Below are 24,149 nucleotides of genomic sequence, written 5' to 3'. Positions count from 1 at the left end.
AATTTTCTCGTAAAAAGAAGGACACAAAAAAGCACAAAGAGTGAAAAAAAGTAAAAGCTTCCTATTTGTGAGAAAATAATCCTGTTTTTTCGTAAAATATCATCGTTTAGTAAGGCTCATGTAAAATTTATAACATGAGGTGTTTTTTGTTCGTGTGTGAGGATATTCTTAAGGCTTATTCTTAAAACCTAAAAAATAAACCGCATGATGATGACGAAGATGATGAATTGATAAGGATAAATTTCTATTGTTCAGAGAAAACATAGTAAAATAAGAGTTTCGCATAGTCTTAAGGTTTTCTCATTGCAAATCTGTGTATCTTTAAGCATAGCATTCGCTGCTTGCATATCACAAGCGGGATTGATTTATGGTAAAGATACTTGAAGATAAGGAATAAAACGGTCTTTTATGAATGCTTTCAAATGCTAAGAGTGTGGTAACATTGGAGACTGGCAAAGCGGTATGATGAGGTTGGCGTTTACGCTTCATAAGTTTAAAGAGGGTGGTGCACTATGAATGTTTAAGTTATTATCGAGAGTTTTTATGCTCTATGACCGGGGCTGCTGTTGTGAAGTGGTGGGGCAATGTGCATTGGCCAAATGTTTCTTTAAAATAAGCGCGTGGTAAAACAAGTGCGTAAATTGGCAACACAAGTGTCTTCTGTTTGAGGCTTTTTATTTTACGTGAGGGGTGAGAGGATATTTGGTTTGGGAATGGATAAGCTTAGTGCTGTAATCATATCCTGTAATTATATCTTTGACGTGGAGATCAGGGACGGAGCGCTCTGTACTTTTAATGAGGGATTAAATCTGTGCGGTTAGAGTGAAAGATTATGCATAAATTTCTCTTTTAAGGCAATAGTTTATGATTCTTTGCAACCCAATTATTTCTACGTGGGTGGAGTGCTGGATATTGTCGAGCAGATGGGGAATTCAAATTATCCAATAAGGGAGCCAGTATACTGAGAATACACTTTGGCTCTTGAATGTGGATAGTTTGAATTCCTTTTAATATCCATGTTGCAGAAAAAATTTGACCTTCCCAAGGGTGGTCTATGATGATGTTTATTGAAAGAGTGAAAGCTTCACATTGTCTGGCGATAAACGTAATAAAAGCATGTCATAATACCAATTTATATACATGTTGCAAATGCCAAAGAGAGCTGACGTAATGATCATTGGTATCCCGATCGATAGGGGTAATGACTCTCTTCCTACTGCGAGGTATGTTAGACAAAGAATTCCTGCCATTAATAAAAAGCCTATCGCTAGGATTTTCGTTACGAAAACAATGGGTTTACGAAAAGTTAAAAGAAAGAGGAACAACATATGTCTAAATGGACCCCCTTTACGTTTTTGGGGAGGAACAGACTGTGCCTCATTTAAAGTTTCTTCTTTATTTTCATTGTTTTCATTTTTGAGTTTGTTTGAAGAGATCCCCTCCATTATTTTCCCCTTTTGTATGGTATTTTTGCTATAAAAAGATCTAAGTTTGTGCTGAACGTTAATCACATATTAAGATAAGATACAAGCGAAATTATTTTATTATTGTTAGAAATGAAGTATTTTTTCGCACAATGAGCGTTTTAAAGGCACTGATAGTGTTAAAATGATAGTATTAAAAAGTATAGTTTAGCTTTATCAGGATAATAAAATAAACATTTATATTTATAAATTATTAGGTGCTCTTGAAAGAAGCTTGGATTGAGAAAAATTGTGGGAACTTCATGAAGCGCTGGTCTGTTGGGGGTGACGAATGTCATTGCTGAGCAGGATTAGAGAGTTACAGACAATCTCTTATGGGTGGTTAAGAATATGCGTAAACAAAGTGCGTTTACGATAAGGGGAGTTCATAAAGAATTGTGCGAGATGCAATAAAAAGATGCCATAAAATCAATGCGCATTATACGGTGGTGATGTGCCTTATAATTCATTATCTTAACAGGATTAAAAGGTGAGAAAATTGATGCACTAAAAAAGGGGAGGGTTTTGTGAGAGAAGAAAAATTGATCTGAAAAGAAGAAACTTAAGCCTTTGGGGAGAAGTTCAGGAAACCTTTTCGAGGAATGTGTTGGGGGGGGAATTAACGAAAGGAGAAAATCTTCTATCCGTTGAAGGAAAAAGAGAGAGGAGAAAAAGAAGAAAGTTGCTATGCTGGAGGGGGGCTATCGTCTGGCTGATATTGGGCCGAATTCTCGAGAGTTGTTTGGGGAGAGTAATACGTTTTACCTCTTTGCAGCGATTTTATGGAAAACAAAACGATGCTTTTGTGAAAATGCTTTTGTGAAAAAATGAACATAAGAAGAGAAGCTAGAGACAATAAAAGCGCAATCATGGGGATTGGTATCTATGGGGTGCAATAGATCAGTCTATTTCTTAAAGATTGGCATTAAAAGAAAAATGAAGGGGCTGCGTATGTTATGGGGAATATTTATGCTGTGGAAGGTATCCGTTGAGGGGAAGTTGGGGGCTGGTGGATTGTTTTTAGCCGTGGGGGGATATTTTTGAGAAAAGGAAGGGGAGAAGAGCTAGGGGGTGGAGTTGAAGGGTTGGGAGCGCTTGTTGTGCTGCTTGGATATCGGTGTGGGGGGGAGAGGTTGTTTTTGAGGGCGGATGAGATGTTCATGTAGGATGAAGCGGTTTGGAGGGGGAAGAGGTGATGTTTTTAAAAGAGCAGGGCTTGTAGGAGGGCGTGAAGCCCTGCTAGGGGCGAATTAAAAGGTTAGGGGCGCTTTGAGCCGCTGGATATCGGTGTGGGGGAGAGGTTGTTTTTTCAGTTCATTTTGGGGAAAAGTGTGAAAAAGTATTTATATATATATGTGGGCTTAAGATTTGTTGGCTGGTCCCAGTAATTGGATGATATGCCCCATTTTGCGGTTGGGGTGAGCAGTGCTTTTGCCATATAAATGGATCGAGGTGCGCTCTTGCTTCAGAAAATATTTTAACGTGCTAAAATTGTTACCAATAAGATTGGTCATTTGGCAATCGCTGTGGCGATAGGGACTGCCTAAGGGAAGTCCGCAAATAGCACGGATATGCTGTTCAAATTGTGAAGTTATGCATGCCTTTTGTGTCCAATGACCAGAATTATGGACACGCGGTGCTAATTCATTCACTAAAAGATGACCATTCGTTAAGACAAAAAGTTCAATACAAAGAACACCAACATAATCGAGGGCATCCATGACTGTTACACTGATTTCTTGAGCTGCTTTTTGCACGTCAAGTGGAATATGTGATGGAACAAAGGATTTATGAAGAATTCCGTTTTTATGTTGGTTTTCAGGGCAATCATAAAAAATATGTTCTCCTTGTTTTGTGCGGGCCGAGAGAACCGAAATTTCCGATAAAAAAGGAACTATTTCTTCCAAAATACAAGGCTGTTCTTGAAAAGTCCTTAAGGCTTCGTCAAGGGTTTGTTCATCTGGGTGATCAAGCTTGATCTGGTTTTTTCCGTCATAACCAAAACGACGCGTCTTTAAAAGACCACGTCCGCCTAAGGTATCAAGAGCGGAAAGAAGAGAAGAAGAATTGTCAACAGCGTGCCATAACGCGGTGCCAATCCCTTGATCACGCAAAAATTGCTTCTCAAAAAGTCGATCTTGCGTGATCTCTAATGCTTTGGAAGAAGGATAAACAGGCTTACTCTTTTCTACATATTGAACCGTTTGAAGCGAAAGATTTTCAAATTCATAGCTGACAACATCACACTGAGAAATAAAATGATCTAAAGCTGATATATCGTCATAGGAGGAAACAATATGGTTGTTTGCTGTTTGAGCGGCTGGGCAATCGGCTTCAGGGCAAAAAATAACGGTTCGAAATCCTAATTCTGCAGCCGCTATGGCGAGCATCCGTGCTAATTGTCCGCCCCCGATTAAACCAATGACGCTGCCTGGAGGTAACATGGTGAAGGGAGTGGTGTTGGACGAGGTGGTGTTGGAGGGGGTGGCGTTGGAGGGGGTGGCGTTGGCTGAGGAGGTGTTGAAAAACGGTGCCATTTTAAACCTCCGTTACAGGCGTTTGGGCGACATTGGCTGTTTGTTGTTGACGCCAATCTTCTAATCGTTGGGCGAGATCATGGTCATAAACGGCCATAACGGCTGCGGCTAAAAGTGCTGCATTAATTGCGCCTGCTTTGCCAATTGCTAATGTGCCGACGGGTATCCCTGCTGGCATTTGCACGATTGAAAGCAAAGAATCTTGACCAGAAAGAGAGTGAGAATGCACTGGAACGCCAAAAACAGGAAGAGGAGTAAGGGCTGCTAACATACCTGGAAGATGCGCTGCACCCCCCGCACCGGCAATTAAAACTTTAAACCCTGCTTCTTTTGCTTCTTTTGCAAATTGATAAAGGCGTTCAGGAGTTCGGTGTGCTGAGACAATATGCGAACTATGAGAAATACCAAGATTCGTCAAAATATCTGCACTATGGCACATCGTTTGCCAATCCGATTGGCTCCCCATTAAAATCGCCACATCACATGATTTTTTCATCATTCTCTATCCTTTTCAAAGGTTCAATGCGATTCTTTATCATTATTTTTTTAAAGTTTTATATTCTTTTTGCAAAGCCAATTGATGACAGAGAAACAGTTATTTTTCAAATAAGGTGGAAAGCTAAAAATTTAAAGGGGATCTCGAGAGATGAAAAACTAAAGTATTGAAGGCATGAAGCACTTTTTGTGAGGGGGAGGGTAATGTCACGGGGTGGCGTGGGACCCATGAGGCTGTTGAGCTTGCGGCATTGTCTTTTATTTAAGATAAGAGGGAAAAGTGCATTGGGGAAAAGCCATTGATTATAAGTTTTTTTTAAAATGTCTTATTTTTTATTTGCTAAAATAAACAAGATCACCATATGATATAAAATCTGTTGCAATTTGAAACATTGCTTATGAGAAAAAGAGATTTTTATGGCGAAAATGCGTTGCAAAGTGAGGATATTCTTTTGAGAAAAAAAGAGATGTATATCTCTCGATTTCAAAGCCTATTTATTTTGTTGTTCACGTAATTCTTTTGTGAGTGGGGGGATATAATCTTTATAATTGTCGATATATCTTTAACAATGGCTGATATAAGGGGAAGCGAATAATCAACGCTTTTGTGCTTTTAACGCTTTTGTTGAGATGTGCTTCTGAGCGATTATATCGTTTTTCACTTAAATATAATGGCAATATCAATCGCGAGTGACGAATTGTGAATAATAAATCCATGGTCTCTTTTTTGCCCAATTTTGTAATATGGTGAACGCTGAAATAAATAAGAGTTAAACAACGGATGTAAAGGAGATTTAAAAGCTATGTTTCTTCCATTTTTAATCGCTTTAGGTACTGCAGTAACGACTATGTGTGGCAAAAAAAATATAAGTTATGCTTTGTGGGCAATTTTATTTGTTGTCATTCTTCTCACTTTCAATCATCACGCAACTTCCACTTTAAATTTATCTTTTTGAGAGAATAGCCATGGAACATGTTGAACAAAAAAATCCTCACTTCGTCATCTTTATGAATACGCTAGGACTCTTTGGGTTATCTATTGTCTTGGTGGTGGCTTTTTATTATCAATTGGTAAAGTTTGAGTTACCTTGTCCCCTTTGTTTGCTGCAGCGCGTTGGATTGATGCTGGCAGGTTGTGGGTTCTTACTCAATATTCACCATAAGGTGAAAAATACCCATTATGGTATGGTTATTCTTGGTTGTATGGTAACCAGTGCTGTGGCAGCACGGCAAGTGTTTTTGCATATCACACCCGATGATTTAGGATATGGTTCAACGTTCTTTGGATTGCATTTTTATACTTGGGCTTTCATTATTTCTGTCCTTTGTATCTTTGCTGTCTCATTTGTCATGATTTTAGGCGAATTGGCACACAAGTTCAAAGAATTTTCTCCTTTTCCAGTCTTGAGTAAAGCAGCAAGTTTTTTATTTGTGTTTTTGATTGCGGCAAATTTGATTTCTACCATACTGGAATGTGGTGGTGGGCAATGTGCCGATGATCCTGTAAGGTATGAATTGTTATCAAATTGGTTCCCTTCACAGTCTTGAAATTTTTTAATAATCCCTCATCATAATTTTTATTGTTAAAGAAGCGGAAATATTTAAGAATCCGCTTCTTTTTTATTTATTGGGAAGACATTTCAGCAAGATTGTTCGATAATCTGATCTTTTATACCAACGCTGGCTTTTATGAGCGCTGGCGATTGATATTTTTTTTAGCGAAGACTTGTACTGTGAACCTTTTATGCTGTCTTTTGAGAGAGATGAAGGGATTGATTGGCTTGGAGGCGTTTGTAGAGAAGCCCCGAACTTTTGAGCCGCGTGGGTTAAAAAGCCTCGTTTTTTTAAAGGTGCATTAACGATAAAAATTTTTTGTTCTTGATTTTTCTTAACATTGTGTTAAATAAGTTTTTGTATTCATTTTGGTGCTTCTAAAGCTTTTTATTGCTTCTAGAGGGATTAATTTAAAATTTTGAAAGTTATGTGAATAATTTTCTGCAGAGGTTTGTTTATTAGAGGCAAACCTTTTTTTTTATCTAAGTTTTAGATGTTTTCTTTCAGTGTGAAGCCTTTTTTTAGAAAAAGGTAAGCGTCTTGATGATGACTCTCTTCTTTATTAATATATTGATTTATAATAATAAATAACCATTTTTTACCGTGAAGCGCGTTGCTGAATATAATAAAATTTCTCATCACCAGTTCTCTCATATTAAATCAATTAAAATTACTTGGCTTATACATCATAAGTGGTGGGTCGTGCATGTGGATCAAAACTGTACAAGAAAGGCATGCCTTTAATGAATTATCTCTTGAACCGAAGGCTGTCTGCAACATTGGGAGCTGGCAGAGTTTTTGTGATGATGCCGGCCTTGTTCTTCCATAAGCGTAAACGTGTTTTTCCATAAGCGTAAAGATAGGGGAGGGCTGAATGGATTTTATACACTTCATGGGGGCTTACCATTTCTTTACGGGCGGCGTTTTGCAAAATGGGTGTGATGAGCGTTGAGAGATCTTTCTTTAAAACAAGCGCGTGAATATGCAACACAAGTCTATTCCTTTTGGTGCGTTTTGTATTACGAAAAAAATTGATTTATAAGAAGGAGTTATCGTTGTGGATGTTGAACGAGAAAAACGAAAAGCTTCTCTCATTTCAAACTTTCTTATAGTCAATTAATTAAATGTGCTCTTCTACGTTACAAAAAAGCACTGGGTGTAAATAAAAATTCTTTTAAAAGTCGTAAAATGCTTCTTATGCACCCTTTTGATCGTTAGAATTTTTCGAAAAATTTTATGCTGCTCAATACAATAATAAGGCGGTTTATATCTATGATTTAAGTGAAAATAGGGGGATTTAGATGAAAAGGGAGGCGAGATTTTGATGACAGTTGTTGAAAACGTTATTGTATAATGCATTTTTTACAGATTTTCTGCTTTCTGTAAATATGCAAAAGCGGAAAAACGGAAATGTGTAAAAAAGGAAGCTGGGACTTTATGCGTGGTGTATGATTTTATCATGGCATGGAATGTGGAGAGAAGATTGGGGTGTGGGGATGAAGAGTTTTATGAAGGGGGGAAGCTTGGATGAAGAGGCGGGTGTGTTGACGAGAGAGGAGAGAGGGTGTGGGGAAAGTTGTTTTTGAAGTGGGATTGACCGGTGCTTTGCGTGTTCTTACTTTAGGGTGGTGAAGGGGCAAGAATATTTTAAAATAGGACGTATCTGTCGCGTTTGATGCAACATTATCCTTTGTGGTGTCGTGATCTGAAATCAGCAGGGGAATTGGCTAGAGTAAGAAGCTGTATTGTTGACAAACCTATGTTTACAAAGTGATGCGGGGGGAATTTGAAAGTTTCGTTTGGCTGCTTTCTGTAAATGTGGAGAAGCATCAAAACGTTGATCCGTAAAATAAAAACGTATGTCCGTAAAATGATGCGGAGAATTTATGCTTTGTGTGCACTTTTGCTTAATCAGAAATCAACCATAAGATTGCTTTTTGTTTTTTCGGCTGGAGCTCTCTAAAATTTTTCAAAAGGGAATGTTCTTTTTCGCTGTATGTTTCTTGATCATAGTGTGCGGCATGTGTTGAAAGATTTTCTTTTGTGGCAATATCTGCATAAAAAAAGCTTATGGGAACTTCCAGTTTTTGGGCGATTTTGAGTAAACACCCTGCGCTTACACGATTGAAGCCTTTTTCATATTTTTGGATTTGTTGAAAACTGACACCTAAATAGCTTCCTAATTCTTTTTGGGAAAGCCCCATGGCAATTCTTCTTTGACGAATTCTTTTGCCTATCAGAATATCGATAAAATTTGGATTTTTGGTTTGCACTTCAAGCCCCCCTCCGGTTGCGAGCGCCCTCGCATTGGTATTCCGGGAGTCAAAATACTGAGCTCTAGTCAGCTTTTTTGCTTTTAGTGCTTAAAGCACCTGGACATGGCAAAAACTCCCGGAATTCCGGGACACCCACAAGAGTGGGCTCATTTTACGCTAGAGCTTAGGGTTTTTGAATCCCTCTTGATCGCTGCGTAGACGATCAAAATATCTTTTAAGTGATAAAGTAATTTCAGGAGATTGGCAAATGAAAATAGTTTTTATTTATAAACTTTATTTTTTAATGAGAGGCTTTCCGCCTCTCAAACTCTCCGGAACGCTCACCAAAATCATGAGATCAGACCCGCTTTTAATGAGGGGACTAACAATCCTAGGTTCTTAAGGTCAAGGAGACCATTACATGGCGCCTAACGGCGTCCTTGACCCCCAGAACTTAACGGCTTGTTTTGTCCCTCTCACGCGGCTCCGAAATCATGATTAGAAGGGAAGCTTAAAAACGTATATTCGTGAAAAAGGAGTAGAGGATTTGTGCATTGTGTATGCTTTTGGCATGGCATGGAATGTGGTGAGATAAATGGGGGAAAGAGTTTTTGTGAATGGAGTGGTAAGCTGGGATGAAGCCTGCGGGAGATTGAAGGGAGAAGAGAGTGTTGTGGGGGTGGAATAGGAATGAACAGACTAGAGGGGGTAAGAGGCGGTGGTGCGAAGGGATGCGTGAAGGATGGTGTGAGGAGATAGCGCTTTGCTTTTATGGTACTTGATGAAGTGGTGTCATTTGAGGGGGGGCTGAAGTCCGTGGATGTGGGGTGATCTGAAGTGCTTGGGGGAGATTGGCTAGGCAAGAAGCTGGGGTAATACTATTGTTTATAGAGTGGTGCGGTGTGGAAGTTTCATGTGGCTTTATTCTGTAAATACGTAAAAGCGTGAAAACGGAAATGTGTAAAAAAGGAAAAGGCTTTATGTCGTTAGAGGCGTTGTGGTTAATGATACGCAATGTATAGGGATCGTGTTTTCGAAGGTAGGAAGAACAACATAAATGGAAAGAGTGGCTTAGAGGAAGCGTGTGAAGAGAGAGAAAATGGGGAAGGCTGTATGGGAAATGCGTAGAGTATGAAGTGTGGGGCAGTGAAGCATGTTGTGAATGGTGTGTGAAGAATGGAGAAGGTTTTTGAGAAAAGGAAGGGCTTCTGGCGTGGGGGGAGTGGTGTTTATCTGAAGGGCGCATGTTTAAGGTGTGGAAGGTGAGGAAAAGTTGGAGAGAGGATGATTGTTCGTAAGTTGTGGAGGGATTAGTCAGAGGTGTTGGGAAAATGCTTTAGGGGAAAAAATTAGCGTAATTTCTTGTCACACTGAAACCAAAATCATCATAAAAATTGAAGGAAATTAGCGGGTAAAATTGGTGAAAAAAAAGTTTTGATTCTTAAGGTGTGGGATGACGTTTTTTGAGAGCATGGAAGAGTAAACTTGAAAAACCTTTCCCTTTTTGTGGAATTTTTATTCACAAACTTAAGAAAATAGGATATGAACGCTGGAAATAACGCGCAGCTTAACAAAATATGTGCACTGTAAAGGAAATGTTTGTTTATGTCAAAAGAAGAAGTTTTAGAATTTTCTGGTATCGTTACTGAACTCTTACCTAACGCGATGTTTCGTGTGAAACTGGAAAATGATCATGAAATTATTGCTCATACCGCTGGTAGAATGCGGAAAAATCGTATACGGGTGTTGGCCGGTGATAAAATCATGGTGGAAATGACACCTTATGATTTGACAAAAGGGCGTATTACATATCGCTATAAGTAGCCTCGTGGGTGGCTTGCACTTTTTTCTAAAAGCTATCATATTATTTCTATTATTTTTTAACAGTTTTTTAGTTTGCTTTTCATGAGTGAAAAAAGGGGAGTGTTTGAAGAGCCTTGAAAAACTGTAAAATCGATGCGGAAAAAGGATAAGGAGATCAATAGCGCTTAAAAGGGAGGCTAAAGGGGCGCGCTTAAAAAGGGGGTGCTTAAGGGGGCGAGAGGGAAGTCGATTGTGAAGGGGTGGAAATGAGAAATATAAGAGAGTGGGGGGAAAAACGTTTGGCAGATACTCTTACAGAAGAAATTTATTTGGTGCTTGCCTCCGCTTCACCAAGGCGTTTAGCGCTCTTGGCACAAATAGGGATTGATCCCCAGCAGGTTTATGCAAGCGATATTGATGAAACGCCAAAATTAAAAGAACATCCTGCAAACCTTGCCAAACGTTTGGCAAAAGAAAAAGCGCTGAAAGCCCAAGAAATTTTGCGCTGGTACAGTCAGAATGGTCAAGACGAGTTGCAGAATGGTCAAGAAAAATTACCTGGACAGAAAATGATTATCTTGGCGGCTGATACCGTGGTGGCTGTTGGGCGGACCATTTTCCCCAAACCAGAAAGCGAGGATGAGGCTTATGAATGTTTACGATACCTTTCTGGGCGTTCGCATAAGGTCTATGGTGCCATTTGTGCGCTCAATGAACGTGGAAAAATAACCGTAAAATTGGTTGAAAGTCGTGTTCGCTTTAGACGCTTAACTTCTGCCATGATGAAGGCTTACCTTGCTTCAGGAGAATGGCAAGGGAAAGCGGGTGGCTACGCTATCCAAGGAAAAGCAGGGGCTTTTGTTGTCCATATCACGGGTTCTTATTCTAATGTTGTGGGATTGCCTTTGGCTGAAACAGCCGATCTCTTGACCGCTTATCACTATCCACTTTTCACTTATTGGGCTGAACAAACGCATTAGAAAAACTTTAAGGTAAGATCAATGCAAGGTGAAAAGCAACAAAAAGAGAAAAGCAAAAATGAAAAAAAAGCAACAGAAGAAAAGTTAATGAAGAAGCCAATGACAAAGGTGTGCCAAGAACAAAAAGAGCTAAATTTGCAAAAAGAGACCCGTCCTCCGCATCCTTGTCCTATTTGTGGTCAGATGTCACAAAAATCTTCTTATCCTTTTTGTTCCACACGGTGCCGAGCTATTGATCTTAATCGTTGGCTTTCAGGCTCTTATATTTTACCACCCCCACCACAAGTAAGTGATGAAGAAGAATAAAGAGTTCTCTTGAGAAAAGAACGCTAAAGCGTTTTTTGTGTGGGAACTGAAGGGGAGGCGCGCGGGATTATCGTAAATGTATTTAAGAGCTGGATTAACGGCTTGCTTATTATCGTCATTCGCAAAGACGCAGATTAAGTTCAATCAACGATGGAAGTTTTAATACATATCTAAGACTTATCTCCAGAGGTTTTGTTTACCATGGATAATTATAAATTGCTTTGTTGCATGAAGGTCGATGGTGCTTTGTTGCGTGAAAGTTGTTGATGCCTTTAGGGTGTGAGGAAAAATTGATCATCTAATCAGTATTGCTAACGAAAAAAGAGGGGTGCGTGTTTTGGTGCAAAGAGATGGGGTAATAAAAAATCGCTTGTTGGTGCTTTTGCTGGGTAATGGCGTGGTGTCATTTGGCGGTTGGATTGATTATATCGTGATTTTGACCGTATCTGTGTTCACGTGGAAAGCTGATCAATATGATGTCGCTTTTATTGGAGCGGCAACATTATTACCTGGTATCGTTCTGTCTAAGCCAATTGGAATGTTGGTAAGTCACCGTTCTATGATCCATTGGTTGCGGGCGTCACTGCTGTTACGGGCACTCTGTACTGTCGGTTTATTGATGGCGACGAGTCTGCAAGGATTTATTATACTGGCAGTTATTCGAGCGACATTCAACAGTCTAGCCATGCCTGCAATTTCCGTTCTTAGTGCAAATTCGGTGCCTGAAAACGGACGGACTCGTTACTATTCTGTGCTTAACATGATTAATAGCGCAGCAAAGATGATCGGACCTGCTTTGGGGAGTGCTCTGTCTGTACTTTTATCAGATACCTATACTTTATTGTTTTCTGGATTTTTGACATTGCTAGGCTTTATCGTGTTTTGTTGTCTTGGTGCACAACCTGTCTCGTCGCTCATGATAAAAACAGCGAATACCATAAAATCAAAGCAGAGGCTTTATGGGACAACTTGGTATGCCTATGTGGCGGTGATGTTTGTGTATTTTGCCATGATCTTTATGGTGAATAATCAGTTGCCGGTTATTCTTAGTGCAATGAAAATGAATAAACAGGCTCTTGGGATGCTGGTATCGGCTTCGGCAATCGGTAATTTTCTCTATGGATTTTGGAGTGTGAAACAATCAAAGCATAAACCCCTTACAGGCAAAATATCAGAGTTGTTAATGCCGGCAATGTCAACAATGATTGGTTTTGTCATGATCTCAGTGTGCTTTTTTTACTTTGATTTACTCCGTATTGAGACTTTGTTGCTCTGTTTTTTCCTTATTGGAATGGTTAGCGCTTACTTTTCCATATCTTCTAATGTTTATCTGGTAAGCAATTTCAATGAACAGATTGGGGTGGCTTCCGGATGGGTGCAGTCTATACAAAATTTAGCTATGTTGGTGGCGCCGTTTGTTGGAGCGTTTGTTTTAGGTCACACTTCGGCTGGAAAATTGTTCCTTCTTTCTGGATTGAGTGGATTATTCTGTTTATTGGCTATCAGGATATTGCTGAACCGTTCTTTGTTAATTGTTCGATCTCAATGATTGGCTCATCAATAAAACAAATGTTTTAAATCATTTTTTTGAGATTTAGAGGACGTGGAGATAATCCAACATAGAGCAGCTTTTTCAACGTTATAGATTCAATTTTTGATTTTTACTTAAACGCTCATATGTTTTTTTCGGGGCTTTGCCTTCTTGACACTGTTCCACCGTTTCGTAAATGCAATTGGGGGCATGGTTTTGAGCGACAATGTCATTTTTGTTTAACTCCGCTTTGCTACGAATAGTCAAACTTAAAAACTCAGCTGCCAATCCTTAATCAGCTTGACTTGAAGCAATAATGAAAACAGAAAACGAGGAGCTATAGTGTGAATTATCTTATATGCCGTAAAATATCATTCTTGGAGGTATGGTGATATCAGGTATGAGAAACTTTAGGCAGGGGTATGTTAATTGTTGCTCTTTTTCCTAATCAGAAATTAACCACAAGATTGCTTTTTGTTTTTTCGGCTGGAGGTCTCTAAAATTTTTTAAAAGGGTGTGTTCTTTTTCGCTATAGGTTTCTTGATCACGGTGTGGGGTATTTTCTTTTGTTGAGATATCTTCTTTTGTAGCAATGTCTGCATAAAAAAAGCTTATAGGAACTTCCAGTTTTTGGGCGATTTTGAGTAAACATCCTACGCTTACACGATTTAAGCCTTTTTCGTATTTTTGGATTTGTTGGAAACTGACACCTAAATAGCTTCCTAATTCTTTTTGGGAAAGCCCTATTGAAATGCGTCTGTGGCGGATTCTTTTGCCTATCAAAATGTCGATAAAATGTGGATTTTTAGTTGGCACTTCAAGCCCCCCTCCGGTTGCGAGCGCCCTCGCATTGGTATTCCGGGAGTCTGAAAACACTGACTTGACTCAGCTTTTTGCTTTTAGTGCTCATCGCACCTGGACATAGCAAAATCTCCCGGAATTCCGGGATACCTGCAAAGCGGGATAAATTCATGTGTCAAGTCTTCGGGTTTTCAGTTCCCTATTGGTCGTCGCGTATATGACCAAACTTACAGTATTTATTCATAAGGCAATTTCAGGAGATTGGCAAGAAAAATCAAAATATTTTTGGATCTCAAGAATTATCCTCTTATGCTGTGAAAAAATGCTTTTTGAGGTTGATATCAGGCATATCAATTTCCGTATCTAGGTATGGGCGCGTGTGTGTTGAATATTTTAGGGGTGGGCTTGTTTGTAGCGCCTTTTGAAGCACTCTCCTTTGAGGGGGCGTGATCTGAAGCTTATATTTTAGAGGGATTAACGAATAATGTTGATTGTTGTGCTTTTGCTTAATCAGAAATCAACCACAAGATTGCTTTTTGTTTTTTCGGCTGGAGGTCTCTAAAATTTTTTAAAAGGGTGTGTTCTTTTTCGCTATAGGTGTATTGGTCGTGGTGTAAGAGAGTTTCTTTTGTGGGAAGATCTTCTTTTGTAGCAATATCTGCATAAAAAAAGTTTACGGGAACTTCTAGTTTTTGAGCGATTTTGAGTAAATACCCTACGCTTACACGATTGAAGCCTTTTTCGTATTTTTGGATTTGTTGAAAACTGACACCTAAATAGCTTCCTAATTCTTTTTGGGAAAGGCTCATGGCAATTCTTCTTTGACGAATTCTTTTGCCTATCAAAATGTCGATAAAATGTGGATTTTTAGTTGGCACTTCAAGCCCCCCTCCGGTTGCGAGCGCCCTCGCATTGGTATTCCGGGAGTCAAAATACTGAGCTCTAGTCAGTTTTTTTGCTTTTAGTGCGGAAACGCACCTGGACATAGCAAAAACTCCCGGAATCCCGGGATACCCACAAAAGTGGGCTCATTTTACGCTAGAGCTTAGGGTTTTTGAATCCCTCTTGATCGCTGCGTAGACGACCAAAATTACACTTTAAGTGATAAAGTAATTTCAGAAGATTGGCAAGAAAAATGAAAATAATCTCAAAGACTATAAGATTGGGTACTTTTTAAAAAGTGCGAAATATGGATTATAAATCGCGCTTTTACCTATCAGAATGTCGATAAAATATGGATTTTTGGTTTGCACTTCAAGCCCCCCTCCGGTTGCGAGCGCCCTCGCATTGGTATTCCGGGAGTAACAAGTACTGAACCCTAGTCAGCTTTTTGCTTTTAGTGCTTAAAGCACTTGGACATAGCAAAAACTCCCGGAATCCCGGGATACCCACAAAAGTAGGCTCAATTGTACGCTAGGGTTTAGGGCTTGTCTTCCCTCTTGATCGCTGCGTAGACGACCAAAATTACACTTTAAGTGATAAAGTAATTTCAGGAGATTGGCAAGAAAAATGAAAAATTTTCTATTCTGTTATACCGTAAAACGGCGCTATTTGAAGGGGGAGTGAAGAGCTTGAATATTCATGATAGGGCTTTGATTTGTTGAGCCTGATGAAGTGCTGTCGTTTGAGGAGGGTAGTCTGAAGACTGTAAGGGGACTAGGCAAAAAGCTGGGTTCGTTTTCAGAACAGTGTTTACAGAGCGGTGCGGGGTGGTGATGTGGAAATTTTATTTGGCTGACTTCTGTAATAACGTAAAAGCGTTAAAACGTATATCCGTAAAATGATGCGGGGGATTTGTGCTTTGTGTATACTTTTATTTGGCGTGGAATGTGGTGAGATAAATGGGGGAATGCATTTGTGAGTGGAGAGGGGAAAGCTGGGATGAAAAGGGGTGTTAAGTGCGTTTTCTGGAGAAGAGTATGTGGAGAATATTTGGAGGAAGGGCTTATTTGTCTTGTCTGATAAAGCGCGTCTTTTGAGGGGTGGTGATAATTATATGAAGTGATCAGTAGTCCTTCCCTAGATAAGAAGCTGGATTGTTTACGGACCAGTGTTTATCGAGCGGTGTGGGGTGGTGAATCTTTCGTTGGCTGTTTTCTGTGAATGTGTAAAAGCGTAAAAATGTGAATCTGTAAAAGTGAAGAGGAGGATTTATGGATTTATGCATTGTGCGTGTTTTGGGGTCACGTTGGGTTTTTGCATGGATGGGGTGAGATAAATGGGGGGAGAACGAGAGCTTGTTAATCGAGGAGGGAAGCTGGAATGAAGAGTGCTGTAAGTCGTAAATGTGTGATGGGAGAGAAAAGGGGGGCGTGGAATGGAGAGAGTGCCTATGGACAAGGGGAGGGTGTGGATAAGAGGCGGGGGGGTAGTGCAAAGGGATGCGTGAAGGGATGGTGTGAGGGTGATAGAAGAGGGAGGTGAGGATTTTATTAAAGGGTGTTGTGGTTTTGAAAGGGGGTGAGAATGGAGAAAATGCCCTGGAAAGTCTGGTGACGAGGGAAGTTAAAGGGATGAGAGCAGGGCTCGAAAAAATAACTGGGAAAGGGAGCCGTGGTGGGGAAATGAAAAAAAACTTTCTCACCCCCAGTTGTTTTCAAAGGGGAGTGAGGGGCTTATCAAGAAGAAAAAAGCTAGTTTCTTTTCATAATCTTCCAAGTTTTTCCATCAGACATATACATAATCTTTTGACCTGTGGTTATCTTTTGTGTGCCGTGAGTGGTGTGAAGCGTAGAACTGAAAGCCGCTAGATGATCTATAAAGATTGATTTCCACTTAAATGAATCAGGAGATGGCAAAAAGATATTGGGTGCCCAAGAACGATTTTTTGAACGAATAACGACAAGCTCTTTTTGTTTCAAAACGTTAGAAATTGTTTCTGCAGACAGATCTTTCTCATTGGAAATTTGTATTTCTGGTTTAGTAGTAGGCGAGGCTAAACCTCCAAAGTCGCTTATACTTGTCATGCAAAAGTTGGATGTACATGATGTTTGGATGAGGTCAGAATCTCGACACTTTCCTTGATTAGAAGCTTTCAGACTCCCTTCGTGTAGCTTGTTTTGTTTTATGCCTTGAGGCTCAAAAAAAATCGAACTTTGCGGACTTAAATCATAACAAGAGGAAAGATGTCTCTTCCAACGAGAATGGTCTTCAACAAAACTTGAAGATTTACGGAGTTTGCCAAATGTATTTGGTACTTCTATGGTCCCAATATTCACTTTTTTACCCGTTATAAAATCGACTACTGTCGCTGTAACTAGATTTCCATTTTTTTCAACATATAATCGATATCTGCGTCCCATCTCCCATGGAAAGTTAATTTCACATCGTACTCCTGAACCTTCCTGAGTAAAATGCTTGCATGTATTACCCTTCCATCCCGTTGCATTCCAGATAGAAAAATGAATGGTACGGCCGCTCCTGTTGAAAAAACCAATTTGTCCACTTTTTCCATTTTGGAATTCAAATTTATTTCCCCAGAAATAGATGGAGTTAGGCCCACCATCGTAATTTACTTGCTGGGTGAACACAAATAGATCAAATGATGCATTTTTAAGCCATTCATGCTCTATTGTAATAACTTTGCCGGCAAAAATGGCATAGCTTGGTTTACTTATCAGAAGGAATAAAAGTATTAAAATAACCTTTTTTACAGTATGGTACATACTAAAATCCTCTATCTTAATAAAAATAGTGTAACTTTATAAGTATTAAAGCACATATTCAATGTTTTGTTAAGTAAAATTAGAGAAAATACTTTAATGTTTACTCTAAACTATATGCTGTAAAGACTACTTTGTTTAAAGTGTTTTTGCATGCTCCTTTTCTGCTGTTCAAATTTAAGTTTAATGGTGGAATTTAGGGGTGATGGTTTAAAAGGGGGAGTGATGATGGGGGGGTATGAGAAAAGTTGCGGTTTTTATTTAAAATGATAGCGTATTTTTTTTCTCCCTCTTGCTATGAGGCTTGTAGAAACCCATATTCTTTTTAGCACTATGGTTCTTCTTCTTGCTGCTTTTTTCGCGGTGTTTTTTAGAGGCTGGATAATCCTTTCTGGATGTTTCTTTTGTGGAATATTGGAGAGGTTAAAGTGTGGTGATGGCTTGAGATTTAAGGAAAAAAAATGAACTTGGAAAAATATAGCGAACGCGTGCAGGGTTTTTTACAATCAGCACAAAATAGCGCTCTTGCTTCTGATCATCAGCAGTTTTTGCCGGAGCATTTCCTGAAAGTGTTGTTAGACGATTCTCAAGGATTGGCTGCATCGCTTATCCAAAACGCTGGTGGTGATCTTACTCTTATTCAAAAGGCGCTAAAAGAAGCACTTGATGCTTTGCCTAAAGTGCAGGGAGGAAATGGACAGCTCTATCTTTCGCAGCCATTGGCAAAAGTTTTCGCGCTGGCTGAGGATATTGCGAAAAAAGCCGGTGATCAGTTTGTGACCGTGGAGCGCATGTTGCAAGCGCTGATCATGGAAAAGACCGCAAAAACAGCCGATATTTTAACAAGTGGAGGATTGACCCCGCAAGCGCTTAATCGGGCAATTAATGCGCTGCGGAAAGGAAAAACAGCAACAAGCCCCCATGCTGAAGGACAATATGATGCCTTGCAAAAATATGCCCGGGATCTCACAAAAGATGCCCGTGAAGGAAAACTCGACCCTGTGATTGGGCGGGAAGAGGAAATCCGCCGCACTATTCAGGTGCTTTCACGGCGGACCAAAAATAATCCCGTGTTGATTGGTGAGCCTGGGGTGGGGAAAACAGCTATTGTGGAAGGGTTGGCATTGCGCATTGTTAATGGCGATGTACCTGAAACTTTGCGGGATAAACAGCTTCATGCGCTGGATATGGGAGCGCTTATCGCTGGTGCAAAGTATCGTGGGGAATTCGAAGAGCGCCTTAAAGCGGTGCTGGCAGAGGTGCAAGCTGAAAATGGACAAATTATCCTCTTTATTGATGAATTGCACAATCTTGTTGGCGCTGGAAAATCTGATGGTCCTATGGATGCTTCTAACTTGTTAAAACCTGCTCTTGCACGCGGAGAACTCCATTGTGTGGGCGCTACTACGCTCGATGAATATCGAAAATATGTCGAAAAAGATGCTGCTCTTGCACGCCGCTTCCAACCTGTCTTTGTACCTGAACCCTCTTTGGAAGATACTATTTCTATTTTGCGCGGTATTAAGGAAAAATATGAACAACATCACAAAGTGCGCTTGGCTGATAGTGCTTTGATTGCGGCGGCGCGTTTGTCTAACCGCTATATTACGGATCGCTTCTTGCCGGATAAAGCTATTGATCTTATTGATGAAGCGGCGGCGCGGTTGCGCATGCAGGTCGATTCAAAGCCAGAAGAACTCGATGCTGTTGATCGGCGTATTTTACAGTTGAAGATCGAACGGGAAGCTTTGAAAACAGATGTCGAGCCAACAGCAAAAGAACGTTTGAAAAATGTGCAGGAGGAACTGAAAACATTGGAACAACAGTCCGCTGAGATGACAAGTGCTTGGCAGGCTGAGAAACAAAAATTAGGGCATGCTGCTGATTTGAAAAAACAACTCGAAGAAGCCCGTAATGCTTTGGCTATTGCACAGCGTGATGGACAATTCCAACGCGCTGGAGAGCTCGCTTATAGCGTTATCCCTGAACTCGAAAAACAATTGAGTATTGCGGAAAATGATGACCAACAAAATCATCTCGTTGAAGAGACGGTTACTGCTGAACATGTGGCGCGGATTGTTTCGCGCTGGACCGGTATTCCTGTTGATCGAATGCTGGAGGCAGAACGGGAGGCGCTGTTGCGGATGGAAGATGAAATTAGCAAACGTGTGATTGGGCAGGGAGAGGCTGTGCAAGCTGTTTCTCGTGCTGTACGTCGTGCGCGTGCAGGGTTGCAAGATCCCAATCGTCCCCTTGGCTCTTTCATGTTTTTGGGTCCTACTGGTGTGGGGAAAACCGAATTAACCAAAGCTCTTGCCGCTTTTCTTTTCCAAGACTCCAATGCCATGTTGCGCATCGATATGTCGGAATATATGGAAAAACATGCTGGGGCGCGGCTGATTGGGGCACCTCCTGGATATGTTGGATATGAAGAGGGTGGGGTGCTGACCGAGGCTGTACGTAGAAGACCTTACCAGGTCATTCTGTTTGACGAAATTGAAAAAGCACACCCTGATATTTTTAATCTCTTGTTGCAAGTGTTGGATGAGGGACGCTTGACCGATAGTCAAGGGCGTACCGTTGATTTTCGCAATACCTTGCTGATTATGACTTCTAATCTTGGTGCTGAGTTTTTAACTGTTTTGCCTGAAGGGCAAACAACCGATCAGGCAAAAAATGATGTTATGAATGTCGTTAAAGCGGCTTTCCGTCCTGAATTTTTAAACCGTATTGATGAGATTATTCTCTTTCAAAGGCTGCAACGTCACGATATGGAAGCGATCGTCGATATTCAGATAGAACATTTGCAAAATTTGCTCAATGAACGCAAAATAACTTTGCAAATCGAGCCAGAGGTGAGAAAATTTCTTGCCGATAAAGGCTATGATCCGCTCTATGGTGCGCGTCCGCTTAAACGGATTATCCAAAAAGAAATTCAAGATCCACTGGCGGAAAATATCTTATTTGGAAAAATTCACGATGAGACAACGGTGAAAATTACAAAACAAGGAGATCGGTTGGAATTTTTGCCTGAAGATTAAGTTTGGAAAAATTCATGGTATAAAGGGCGGTGATAATCCTATTATGCGATAAAACACCGCTCTTTGAACCGTGCTGATTTAGAAAAATTCACGATGAGACAAGCGGTATTTTATTGCAAAGCAAAGGGAGTGGCTGGTGTTTTTGCATGTTAAATCAGCGTTTTCGAATATCGTAGGATTCTTTTACTTCTGTTTGTCATGAAAACTATTTTCTTGCAATGTTATAAGTGAAGTCACAAGCGGGATTGCTTTATTGCTTTGTGCGTAAAAGCGTTAAAGAGAAATGCCGTTTATCCGCCGTAAAACATTGCTCTTTGAAGGGGGATGGGGGATTTTAGACGAAGATATTTTGACGATGGATTGGAGTTTTGCTGTTTAAGCAAAAGGTGGAGGATGCGTAAAATGCACTGCTCTCTCATTTTTTCGGTGACGTGCGTTTTTCTGCTTTAAAATTTTGCTAAAAGTTTTTTAAAACTGTTTGATTGATCACAACTCTATGTTGGTGGCTAATAGATGATGGAGCATGATTATCTGCACAATCAAGTTTGCTCCTTTGCAGTTTTTTTTAATCAAGATAAAGACTTGAAAAACAAGACCTCTAACTTGTTTTGGTTAAAATTTCCGCTATTCGTTGTTATAAAAGCAAGTTTAAGTGGAAGGTGTATATTAAAAATATCTATATCTTAATTGATTTTACTTTACTTATTTACCAATAAACTATAGTATGGTAAATATTAAGTAAAATAAAAAGATAATGAGCTTTTTTCAAGGATTTTAATAAAAACTGTATTGGAATTTATTGATAAAAAGGATCATTTGAAATTTAAGCGGGGGCATAATCTTATGAAATTAGCCACAAACAAGGAAATAATTAACAGCTGGTTTGCAGAGGATGTTAAGAGTTATAATCGGCATACTCCAGAAAGCTTAAAGGATTTCTACGAGGATAGGAAAGATTCGTTAATAAGTGATGATAAGCTTCAACAGGAAATTTTGGACTCTTTAATACAGCGTATATCGTTAACACCGGATGATTCCAATCCATTAAAGATGTTTCTTGAACAAGGCATTTCTTTTAGGGAGGAGCAAGGGGCGAGAGTTTTTGATACTATTAGAGGTGAGCATTCGATATCTGTTAAAAGTGGAGAAAGCGTTGATCCATTTAAAGTGAATGATCCAAAAATTGACGCATCATCTATACCGGACAAACGAGAAGATTACTATACATTTACGATGACGTGTGATCGAAGAGAGCGTGCTTTTAGAGAAGAGTATGGGCTGGACAATCTTTTAGAAGAGATCAGATCGTCTGTCCGAGAGCAGGATAATAGTGAGAGTTACAATTGGTTAGAAAAGCTTATTGATCGTGCATTAAACAGTGAAGTTGCACCGTTACAAGAAACACAAGAAATCTACATTCCAGACATTCGTGATTTTTGTTTAGATGAAAAATCATATGAGCTCGCTATAAAAATCATTCGAGGAGCAGTCAACTGTCTTGGGATTCACTCACGTTTGTACAATGCTTGTTATTTTCAAAAAGCTTGTTCTTTGCGTGATCTTATATTCATTTTTGGCATAGATGCTCAATTTGACATAAATGATCAAGTTCTTAACGAAGTCATGAATATGTCGACAGTTTGTGACGCTAAAAATAACCTTTTAAAAGTACTAGATTTTGGTGAGAAAAATAGCGATGTTATTGGTCTTGCTATGTCAAAAAAAGCGATATCTATCCATGACTTAAAAAGAAAAGGGTATAGCGATTTTGATCCAAGCAATTTGCGTACGAATATCTTGTTTCATATTTCGCAATCGTCATTATTTCGTCCGTTTGAAACAATGATTGTCTTTAAAGCAGGGACTGATGATCAGATTGAAAAAACAATAAAAAGGTACGAAAGCGCCAATGGCATGAAGTTAAAAGAAGAAGCAGAGAAAGAAGCTTTAAAAAGAGTAAAAGTGCTATAAAAAAATTGATTGAGGCATTCAAAAGTCATTGGAAAATTATAAGTGACAACAAAAATGCAGCTGATTATCCTATCTGCCATAAAACACCGCTCTTTGAAGGGGAGTGAAGAGCTGCAATATTTGAGGGCAGGGCTTGATTTTTTGAGACTGATGAAGTGCTGTTGTTTGAGGGGAAGCTGGTTTGAATTTGACTTAAAGGGAATATGAATGGAATAACGTTGATCGTTGCGCTTTTGCTTAATCAGAAATTAACCACAAGATTGCTTTTTGTTTTTTTGATTTGAGTTCTCTAAAGTTTTTTNGTTTGAATTTGACTTAAGGGGGATATGAATGGAATAATGTTGATTAGTGCGCTTTTGCTTAATCAGAAATTAGCCACAAGATTGCTTTTTGTTTTTTCGGCTGGAGTTCTCTAAAATTTTTCAAAAGGGTGTGTTCTTTTTCGCTATAGGTTTCTTGATTGTGGTGTAAGAGGGTTTCTTTTGTTGAAAGATCTTCTTTTGTGGCAATGTCTGCATAAAAAAAGTTCATAGGAACTTCTAGTTTTTGAGCGATTTCTAGTAAACATTTGGCACTTACACGGTTTAAGCCTTTTTCGTATTTTTGGATTTGTTGGAAACTGACACCTAAATGGCTTCCTAATTCTTTTTGGGAAAGCCCCATGGAAATGCGTCTGTGGCGAATTCTTTTGCCTATCAAAATATCGATAAAATGTGGATTTTTAGTTGGCACTTCAAGTCCCCCTCCGGCTGCGAGCGCCCTCGCATTGGTATTCCGGGAGGTTGAAAATACTGAACCTAAATCAGCTTTTTGCTTTTAGTGCTGAGAAGCACTTGGACATAGCAAAAACTCCCGGAATCCCGGGATACCCGCAAAGCGGGATAAATTTATGTTTAGGTTTCGGGTCTTCAACTCCCTATTGATCGTTGCGTGGACGATCAAAATCACACTTTAAGTGATAAAGTAATTTCAGAAGATTGGCAAGAAAAATCAAAAATTTTCTATTCTATTATGCCGTAAAACACTGCTCTTTTAGGGGGAGTGAAGAGCTAGAATATTTGAGGGCAGGGCTTGATTTGTTGAGCTTGATGAAGTGTTGTCGTTTGAGGGGCGGGTCTGAAGACTGTAAGGGTACTAGGCAAAAAGCTGGATTCGTTTATAGACTATTGTTTATAGAGCTGTGCGGGGTGGTGAACTTTTCGTTGGCTTTGTTCTGTAAAGATGTAAAAACGTAAAAATGTGAATCTGTAAAAGTGAAGTGGGGGGATTTGTGGATTATATATTGTGCGTGTTTTTGGTCACTTTGGGCTTTTGGGGGCGTGGAATGTGGTGCGAGAATTGGGGGGAAGTGTTTTCATAAATGGAGGGGGAAGCTGGAGGGAAGAGGGGTGTTAAGTTGTTAAGTGTGTGACGGGAGAAAAAAGGGGGAATGGAGGATGAAGAGAGTGCGCATGGATAGGAGGAGAGTGTGGGTAAGGCGGTGGTGCAAAGAGATGCGTGAAGGATGGCGGTTTTGGAGATAGGGCTTGATTTGTGTTGAGCCTGATGACGTGCTGTCGTTTGAGAAGTGGTTGGGTGTAAGCTTTATTTTGTGGGGAAAGTTGCTTTTTATTGTGGGATTGTAGACTAGTGCTGGTTGGGAATTTTCATTCTTTGAAACGTGGGGCGGAGGTCAATGTAATAATATGGAAGATTGTGATCTCATAATTTTTACATTCTTTCTTTTTTAAAGCAAATAAGCAAGAAAAAT

20 protein-coding genes are annotated in these 24,149 nt (G+C 39.8%); 10 read left to right on the top strand and 10 right to left on the bottom strand.

Annotation, left to right across the window (positions count from 1 at the left end; all coding sequences use genetic code 11):
• Window positions 1-1,064: 1,064 nt before the first annotated feature.
• Window positions 1,065-1,445 carry a hypothetical protein gene (locus ACFIJW_RS03675; protein ID WP_375633329.1) on the bottom strand — a complete coding sequence of 127 codons (381 nt, stop codon included), beginning with the start codon at window positions 1,443-1,445 and terminating at the stop codon, window positions 1,065-1,067.
• 903 nt (window positions 1,446-2,348) lie between these two features.
• Between ACFIJW_RS03675 and ACFIJW_RS03670 the strand changes: the two genes are divergently transcribed.
• On the top strand, window positions 2,349-2,507 hold the full coding sequence (locus ACFIJW_RS03670) for a hypothetical protein (RefSeq protein ID WP_375633328.1): 159 nt from the start codon (window positions 2,349-2,351) through the stop codon (window positions 2,505-2,507).
• 317 nt (window positions 2,508-2,824) lie between these two features.
• Here ACFIJW_RS03670 and ACFIJW_RS03665 read toward each other — a convergent pair whose 3' ends face one another.
• Window positions 2,825-4,000 carry a 5-(carboxyamino)imidazole ribonucleotide synthase gene (locus tag ACFIJW_RS03665; RefSeq protein WP_375633327.1) on the bottom strand — a complete coding sequence of 392 codons (1,176 nt, stop codon included), beginning with the start codon at window positions 3,998-4,000 and terminating at the stop codon, window positions 2,825-2,827.
• Between the two features lies 1 nt (window position 4,001).
• Window positions 4,002-4,499 carry a 5-(carboxyamino)imidazole ribonucleotide mutase gene (gene purE, locus ACFIJW_RS03660; protein ID WP_375610656.1) on the bottom strand — a complete coding sequence of 166 codons (498 nt, stop codon included), beginning with the start codon at window positions 4,497-4,499 and terminating at the stop codon, window positions 4,002-4,004.
• Between the two features lie 799 nt (window positions 4,500-5,298).
• On the opposite strand from purE, the gene ACFIJW_RS03655 reads away from it, so the two are divergent.
• Window positions 5,299-5,451, top strand: a complete 153-nt coding sequence (locus ACFIJW_RS03655) for a DUF5993 family protein (protein ID WP_273790835.1) — start codon at window positions 5,299-5,301, stop codon at window positions 5,449-5,451.
• Window positions 5,452-5,461: 10 nt separating this feature from the next.
• Entirely contained in the window at window positions 5,462-6,043 is a 582-nt protein-coding gene (locus ACFIJW_RS03650) for a disulfide bond formation protein B (protein ID WP_375613594.1), read from the top strand.
• Between the two features lie 754 nt (window positions 6,044-6,797).
• On the opposite strand, the gene ACFIJW_RS03645 is transcribed toward ACFIJW_RS03650, so the two are convergent.
• Together ACFIJW_RS03645 and ACFIJW_RS03640 are read right to left on the bottom strand one after the other, a co-directional pair.
• Complete coding sequence (locus ACFIJW_RS03645) at window positions 6,798-7,040, bottom strand: hypothetical protein (protein WP_375633326.1); 243 nt, start codon at window positions 7,038-7,040, stop codon at window positions 6,798-6,800.
• A 916-nt stretch (window positions 7,041-7,956) separates the two neighbouring features.
• On the bottom strand, window positions 7,957-8,322 hold the full coding sequence (locus ACFIJW_RS03640) for a helix-turn-helix domain-containing protein (protein ID WP_375633325.1): 366 nt from the start codon (window positions 8,320-8,322) through the stop codon (window positions 7,957-7,959).
• Window positions 8,323-9,909: 1,587 nt separating this feature from the next.
• Between ACFIJW_RS03640 and infA the strand changes: the two genes are divergently transcribed.
• The 4 genes from infA to ACFIJW_RS03620 all read left to right on the top strand — a co-directional run bounded on the left by infA (window position 9,910) and on the right by ACFIJW_RS03620 (window position 12,942).
• Window positions 9,910-10,128, top strand: a complete 219-nt coding sequence (gene infA / locus ACFIJW_RS03635; RefSeq protein WP_004857577.1) for a translation initiation factor IF-1 — start codon at window positions 9,910-9,912, stop codon at window positions 10,126-10,128.
• A 245-nt stretch (window positions 10,129-10,373) separates the two neighbouring features.
• A complete protein-coding gene (locus tag ACFIJW_RS03630) occupies window positions 10,374-11,087 on the top strand; it encodes a Maf family nucleotide pyrophosphatase (RefSeq protein ID WP_375633324.1) in 714 nt (237 codons plus the stop codon).
• Window positions 11,088-11,108: 21 nt separating this feature from the next.
• Window positions 11,109-11,393: a DNA gyrase inhibitor YacG gene (yacG, locus tag ACFIJW_RS03625; RefSeq protein WP_375611670.1), complete on the top strand. Its 285-nt coding sequence runs from the start codon at window positions 11,109-11,111 to the stop codon at window positions 11,391-11,393.
• A 340-nt stretch (window positions 11,394-11,733) separates the two neighbouring features.
• Window positions 11,734-12,942 (top strand): MFS transporter, encoded by a 1,209-nt coding sequence (locus ACFIJW_RS03620; protein WP_375633377.1) that lies wholly within the window; start codon window positions 11,734-11,736, stop codon window positions 12,940-12,942.
• 90 nt (window positions 12,943-13,032) lie between these two features.
• Here ACFIJW_RS03620 and ACFIJW_RS03615 read toward each other — a convergent pair whose 3' ends face one another.
• The 3 genes from ACFIJW_RS03615 to ACFIJW_RS03605 all read right to left on the bottom strand — a co-directional run bounded on the left by ACFIJW_RS03615 (window position 13,033) and on the right by ACFIJW_RS03605 (window position 14,603).
• Window positions 13,033-13,212, bottom strand: coding sequence for a hypothetical protein (locus tag ACFIJW_RS03615; RefSeq protein WP_375633323.1), 180 nt, complete (start codon window positions 13,210-13,212; stop codon window positions 13,033-13,035).
• Between the two features lie 156 nt (window positions 13,213-13,368).
• On the bottom strand, window positions 13,369-13,740 hold the full coding sequence (locus ACFIJW_RS03610) for a helix-turn-helix domain-containing protein (RefSeq protein ID WP_375629121.1): 372 nt from the start codon (window positions 13,738-13,740) through the stop codon (window positions 13,369-13,371).
• Between the two features lie 491 nt (window positions 13,741-14,231).
• Window positions 14,232-14,603 (bottom strand): helix-turn-helix domain-containing protein, encoded by a 372-nt coding sequence (locus ACFIJW_RS03605; RefSeq protein WP_375633376.1) that lies wholly within the window; start codon window positions 14,601-14,603, stop codon window positions 14,232-14,234.
• A 1,384-nt stretch (window positions 14,604-15,987) separates the two neighbouring features.
• On the opposite strand from ACFIJW_RS03605, the gene ACFIJW_RS03600 reads away from it, so the two are divergent.
• Window positions 15,988-16,149 (top strand): hypothetical protein, encoded by a 162-nt coding sequence (locus ACFIJW_RS03600; protein WP_375633322.1) that lies wholly within the window; start codon window positions 15,988-15,990, stop codon window positions 16,147-16,149.
• A 209-nt stretch (window positions 16,150-16,358) separates the two neighbouring features.
• On the opposite strand, the gene ACFIJW_RS03595 is transcribed toward ACFIJW_RS03600, so the two are convergent.
• A complete protein-coding gene (locus ACFIJW_RS03595) occupies window positions 16,359-17,390 on the bottom strand; it encodes a DUF3472 domain-containing protein (protein WP_375633321.1) in 1,032 nt (343 codons plus the stop codon).
• Between the two features lie 458 nt (window positions 17,391-17,848).
• On the opposite strand from ACFIJW_RS03595, the gene clpB reads away from it, so the two are divergent.
• Entirely contained in the window at window positions 17,849-20,428 is a 2,580-nt protein-coding gene (gene clpB / locus ACFIJW_RS03590; protein WP_375633320.1) for an ATP-dependent chaperone ClpB, read from the top strand.
• Window positions 20,429-21,271: 843 nt separating this feature from the next.
• The gene (locus tag ACFIJW_RS03585; protein ID WP_375633319.1) at window positions 21,272-22,399 is read left to right on the top strand and encodes a hypothetical protein; all 1,128 of its coding nucleotides are present in this window, start codon (window positions 21,272-21,274) and stop codon (window positions 22,397-22,399) included.
• A 360-nt stretch (window positions 22,400-22,759) separates the two neighbouring features.
• On the opposite strand, the gene ACFIJW_RS03580 is transcribed toward ACFIJW_RS03585, so the two are convergent.
• Window positions 22,760-23,131, bottom strand: coding sequence for a helix-turn-helix domain-containing protein (locus ACFIJW_RS03580; protein ID WP_375633318.1), 372 nt, complete (start codon window positions 23,129-23,131; stop codon window positions 22,760-22,762).
• Window positions 23,132-24,149 lie beyond the last annotated feature (1,018 nt).

The organism is Bartonella sp. MM97QHHN (assembly GCF_042194285.1).
Lineage (GTDB): Bacteria > Pseudomonadota > Alphaproteobacteria > Rhizobiales > Rhizobiaceae > Bartonella.
This window is presented reverse-complemented; position numbering and strand designations above follow the sequence as displayed.

Coding starts and splice junctions, on each gene's coding strand:
- ACFIJW_RS03675 (WP_375633329.1), bottom strand. CDS start 1,445: ATGGAGGGGATCTCTTCAAACAAACTCAAAAATGAAAACAATGAAAAT.
- ACFIJW_RS03670 (WP_375633328.1), top strand. CDS start 2,349: ATGGGGTGCAATAGATCAGTCTATTTCTTAAAGATTGGCATTAAAAGA.
- ACFIJW_RS03665 (WP_375633327.1), bottom strand. CDS start 4,000: ATGGCACCGTTTTTCAACACCTCCTCAGCCAACGCCACCCCCTCCAAC.
- purE (WP_375610656.1), bottom strand. CDS start 4,499: ATGATGAAAAAATCATGTGATGTGGCGATTTTAATGGGGAGCCAATCG.
- ACFIJW_RS03655 (WP_273790835.1), top strand. CDS start 5,299: ATGTTTCTTCCATTTTTAATCGCTTTAGGTACTGCAGTAACGACTATG.
- ACFIJW_RS03650 (WP_375613594.1), top strand. CDS start 5,462: ATGGAACATGTTGAACAAAAAAATCCTCACTTCGTCATCTTTATGAAT.
- infA (WP_004857577.1), top strand. CDS start 9,910: ATGTCAAAAGAAGAAGTTTTAGAATTTTCTGGTATCGTTACTGAACTC.
- ACFIJW_RS03630 (WP_375633324.1), top strand. CDS start 10,374: ATGAGAAATATAAGAGAGTGGGGGGAAAAACGTTTGGCAGATACTCTT.
- yacG (WP_375611670.1), top strand. CDS start 11,109: ATGCAAGGTGAAAAGCAACAAAAAGAGAAAAGCAAAAATGAAAAAAAA.
- ACFIJW_RS03600 (WP_375633322.1), top strand. CDS start 15,988: ATGAAGAGTGCTGTAAGTCGTAAATGTGTGATGGGAGAGAAAAGGGGG.
- ACFIJW_RS03595 (WP_375633321.1), bottom strand. CDS start 17,390: ATGTACCATACTGTAAAAAAGGTTATTTTAATACTTTTATTCCTTCTG.
- clpB (WP_375633320.1), top strand. CDS start 17,849: ATGAACTTGGAAAAATATAGCGAACGCGTGCAGGGTTTTTTACAATCA.
- ACFIJW_RS03585 (WP_375633319.1), top strand. CDS start 21,272: ATGAAATTAGCCACAAACAAGGAAATAATTAACAGCTGGTTTGCAGAG.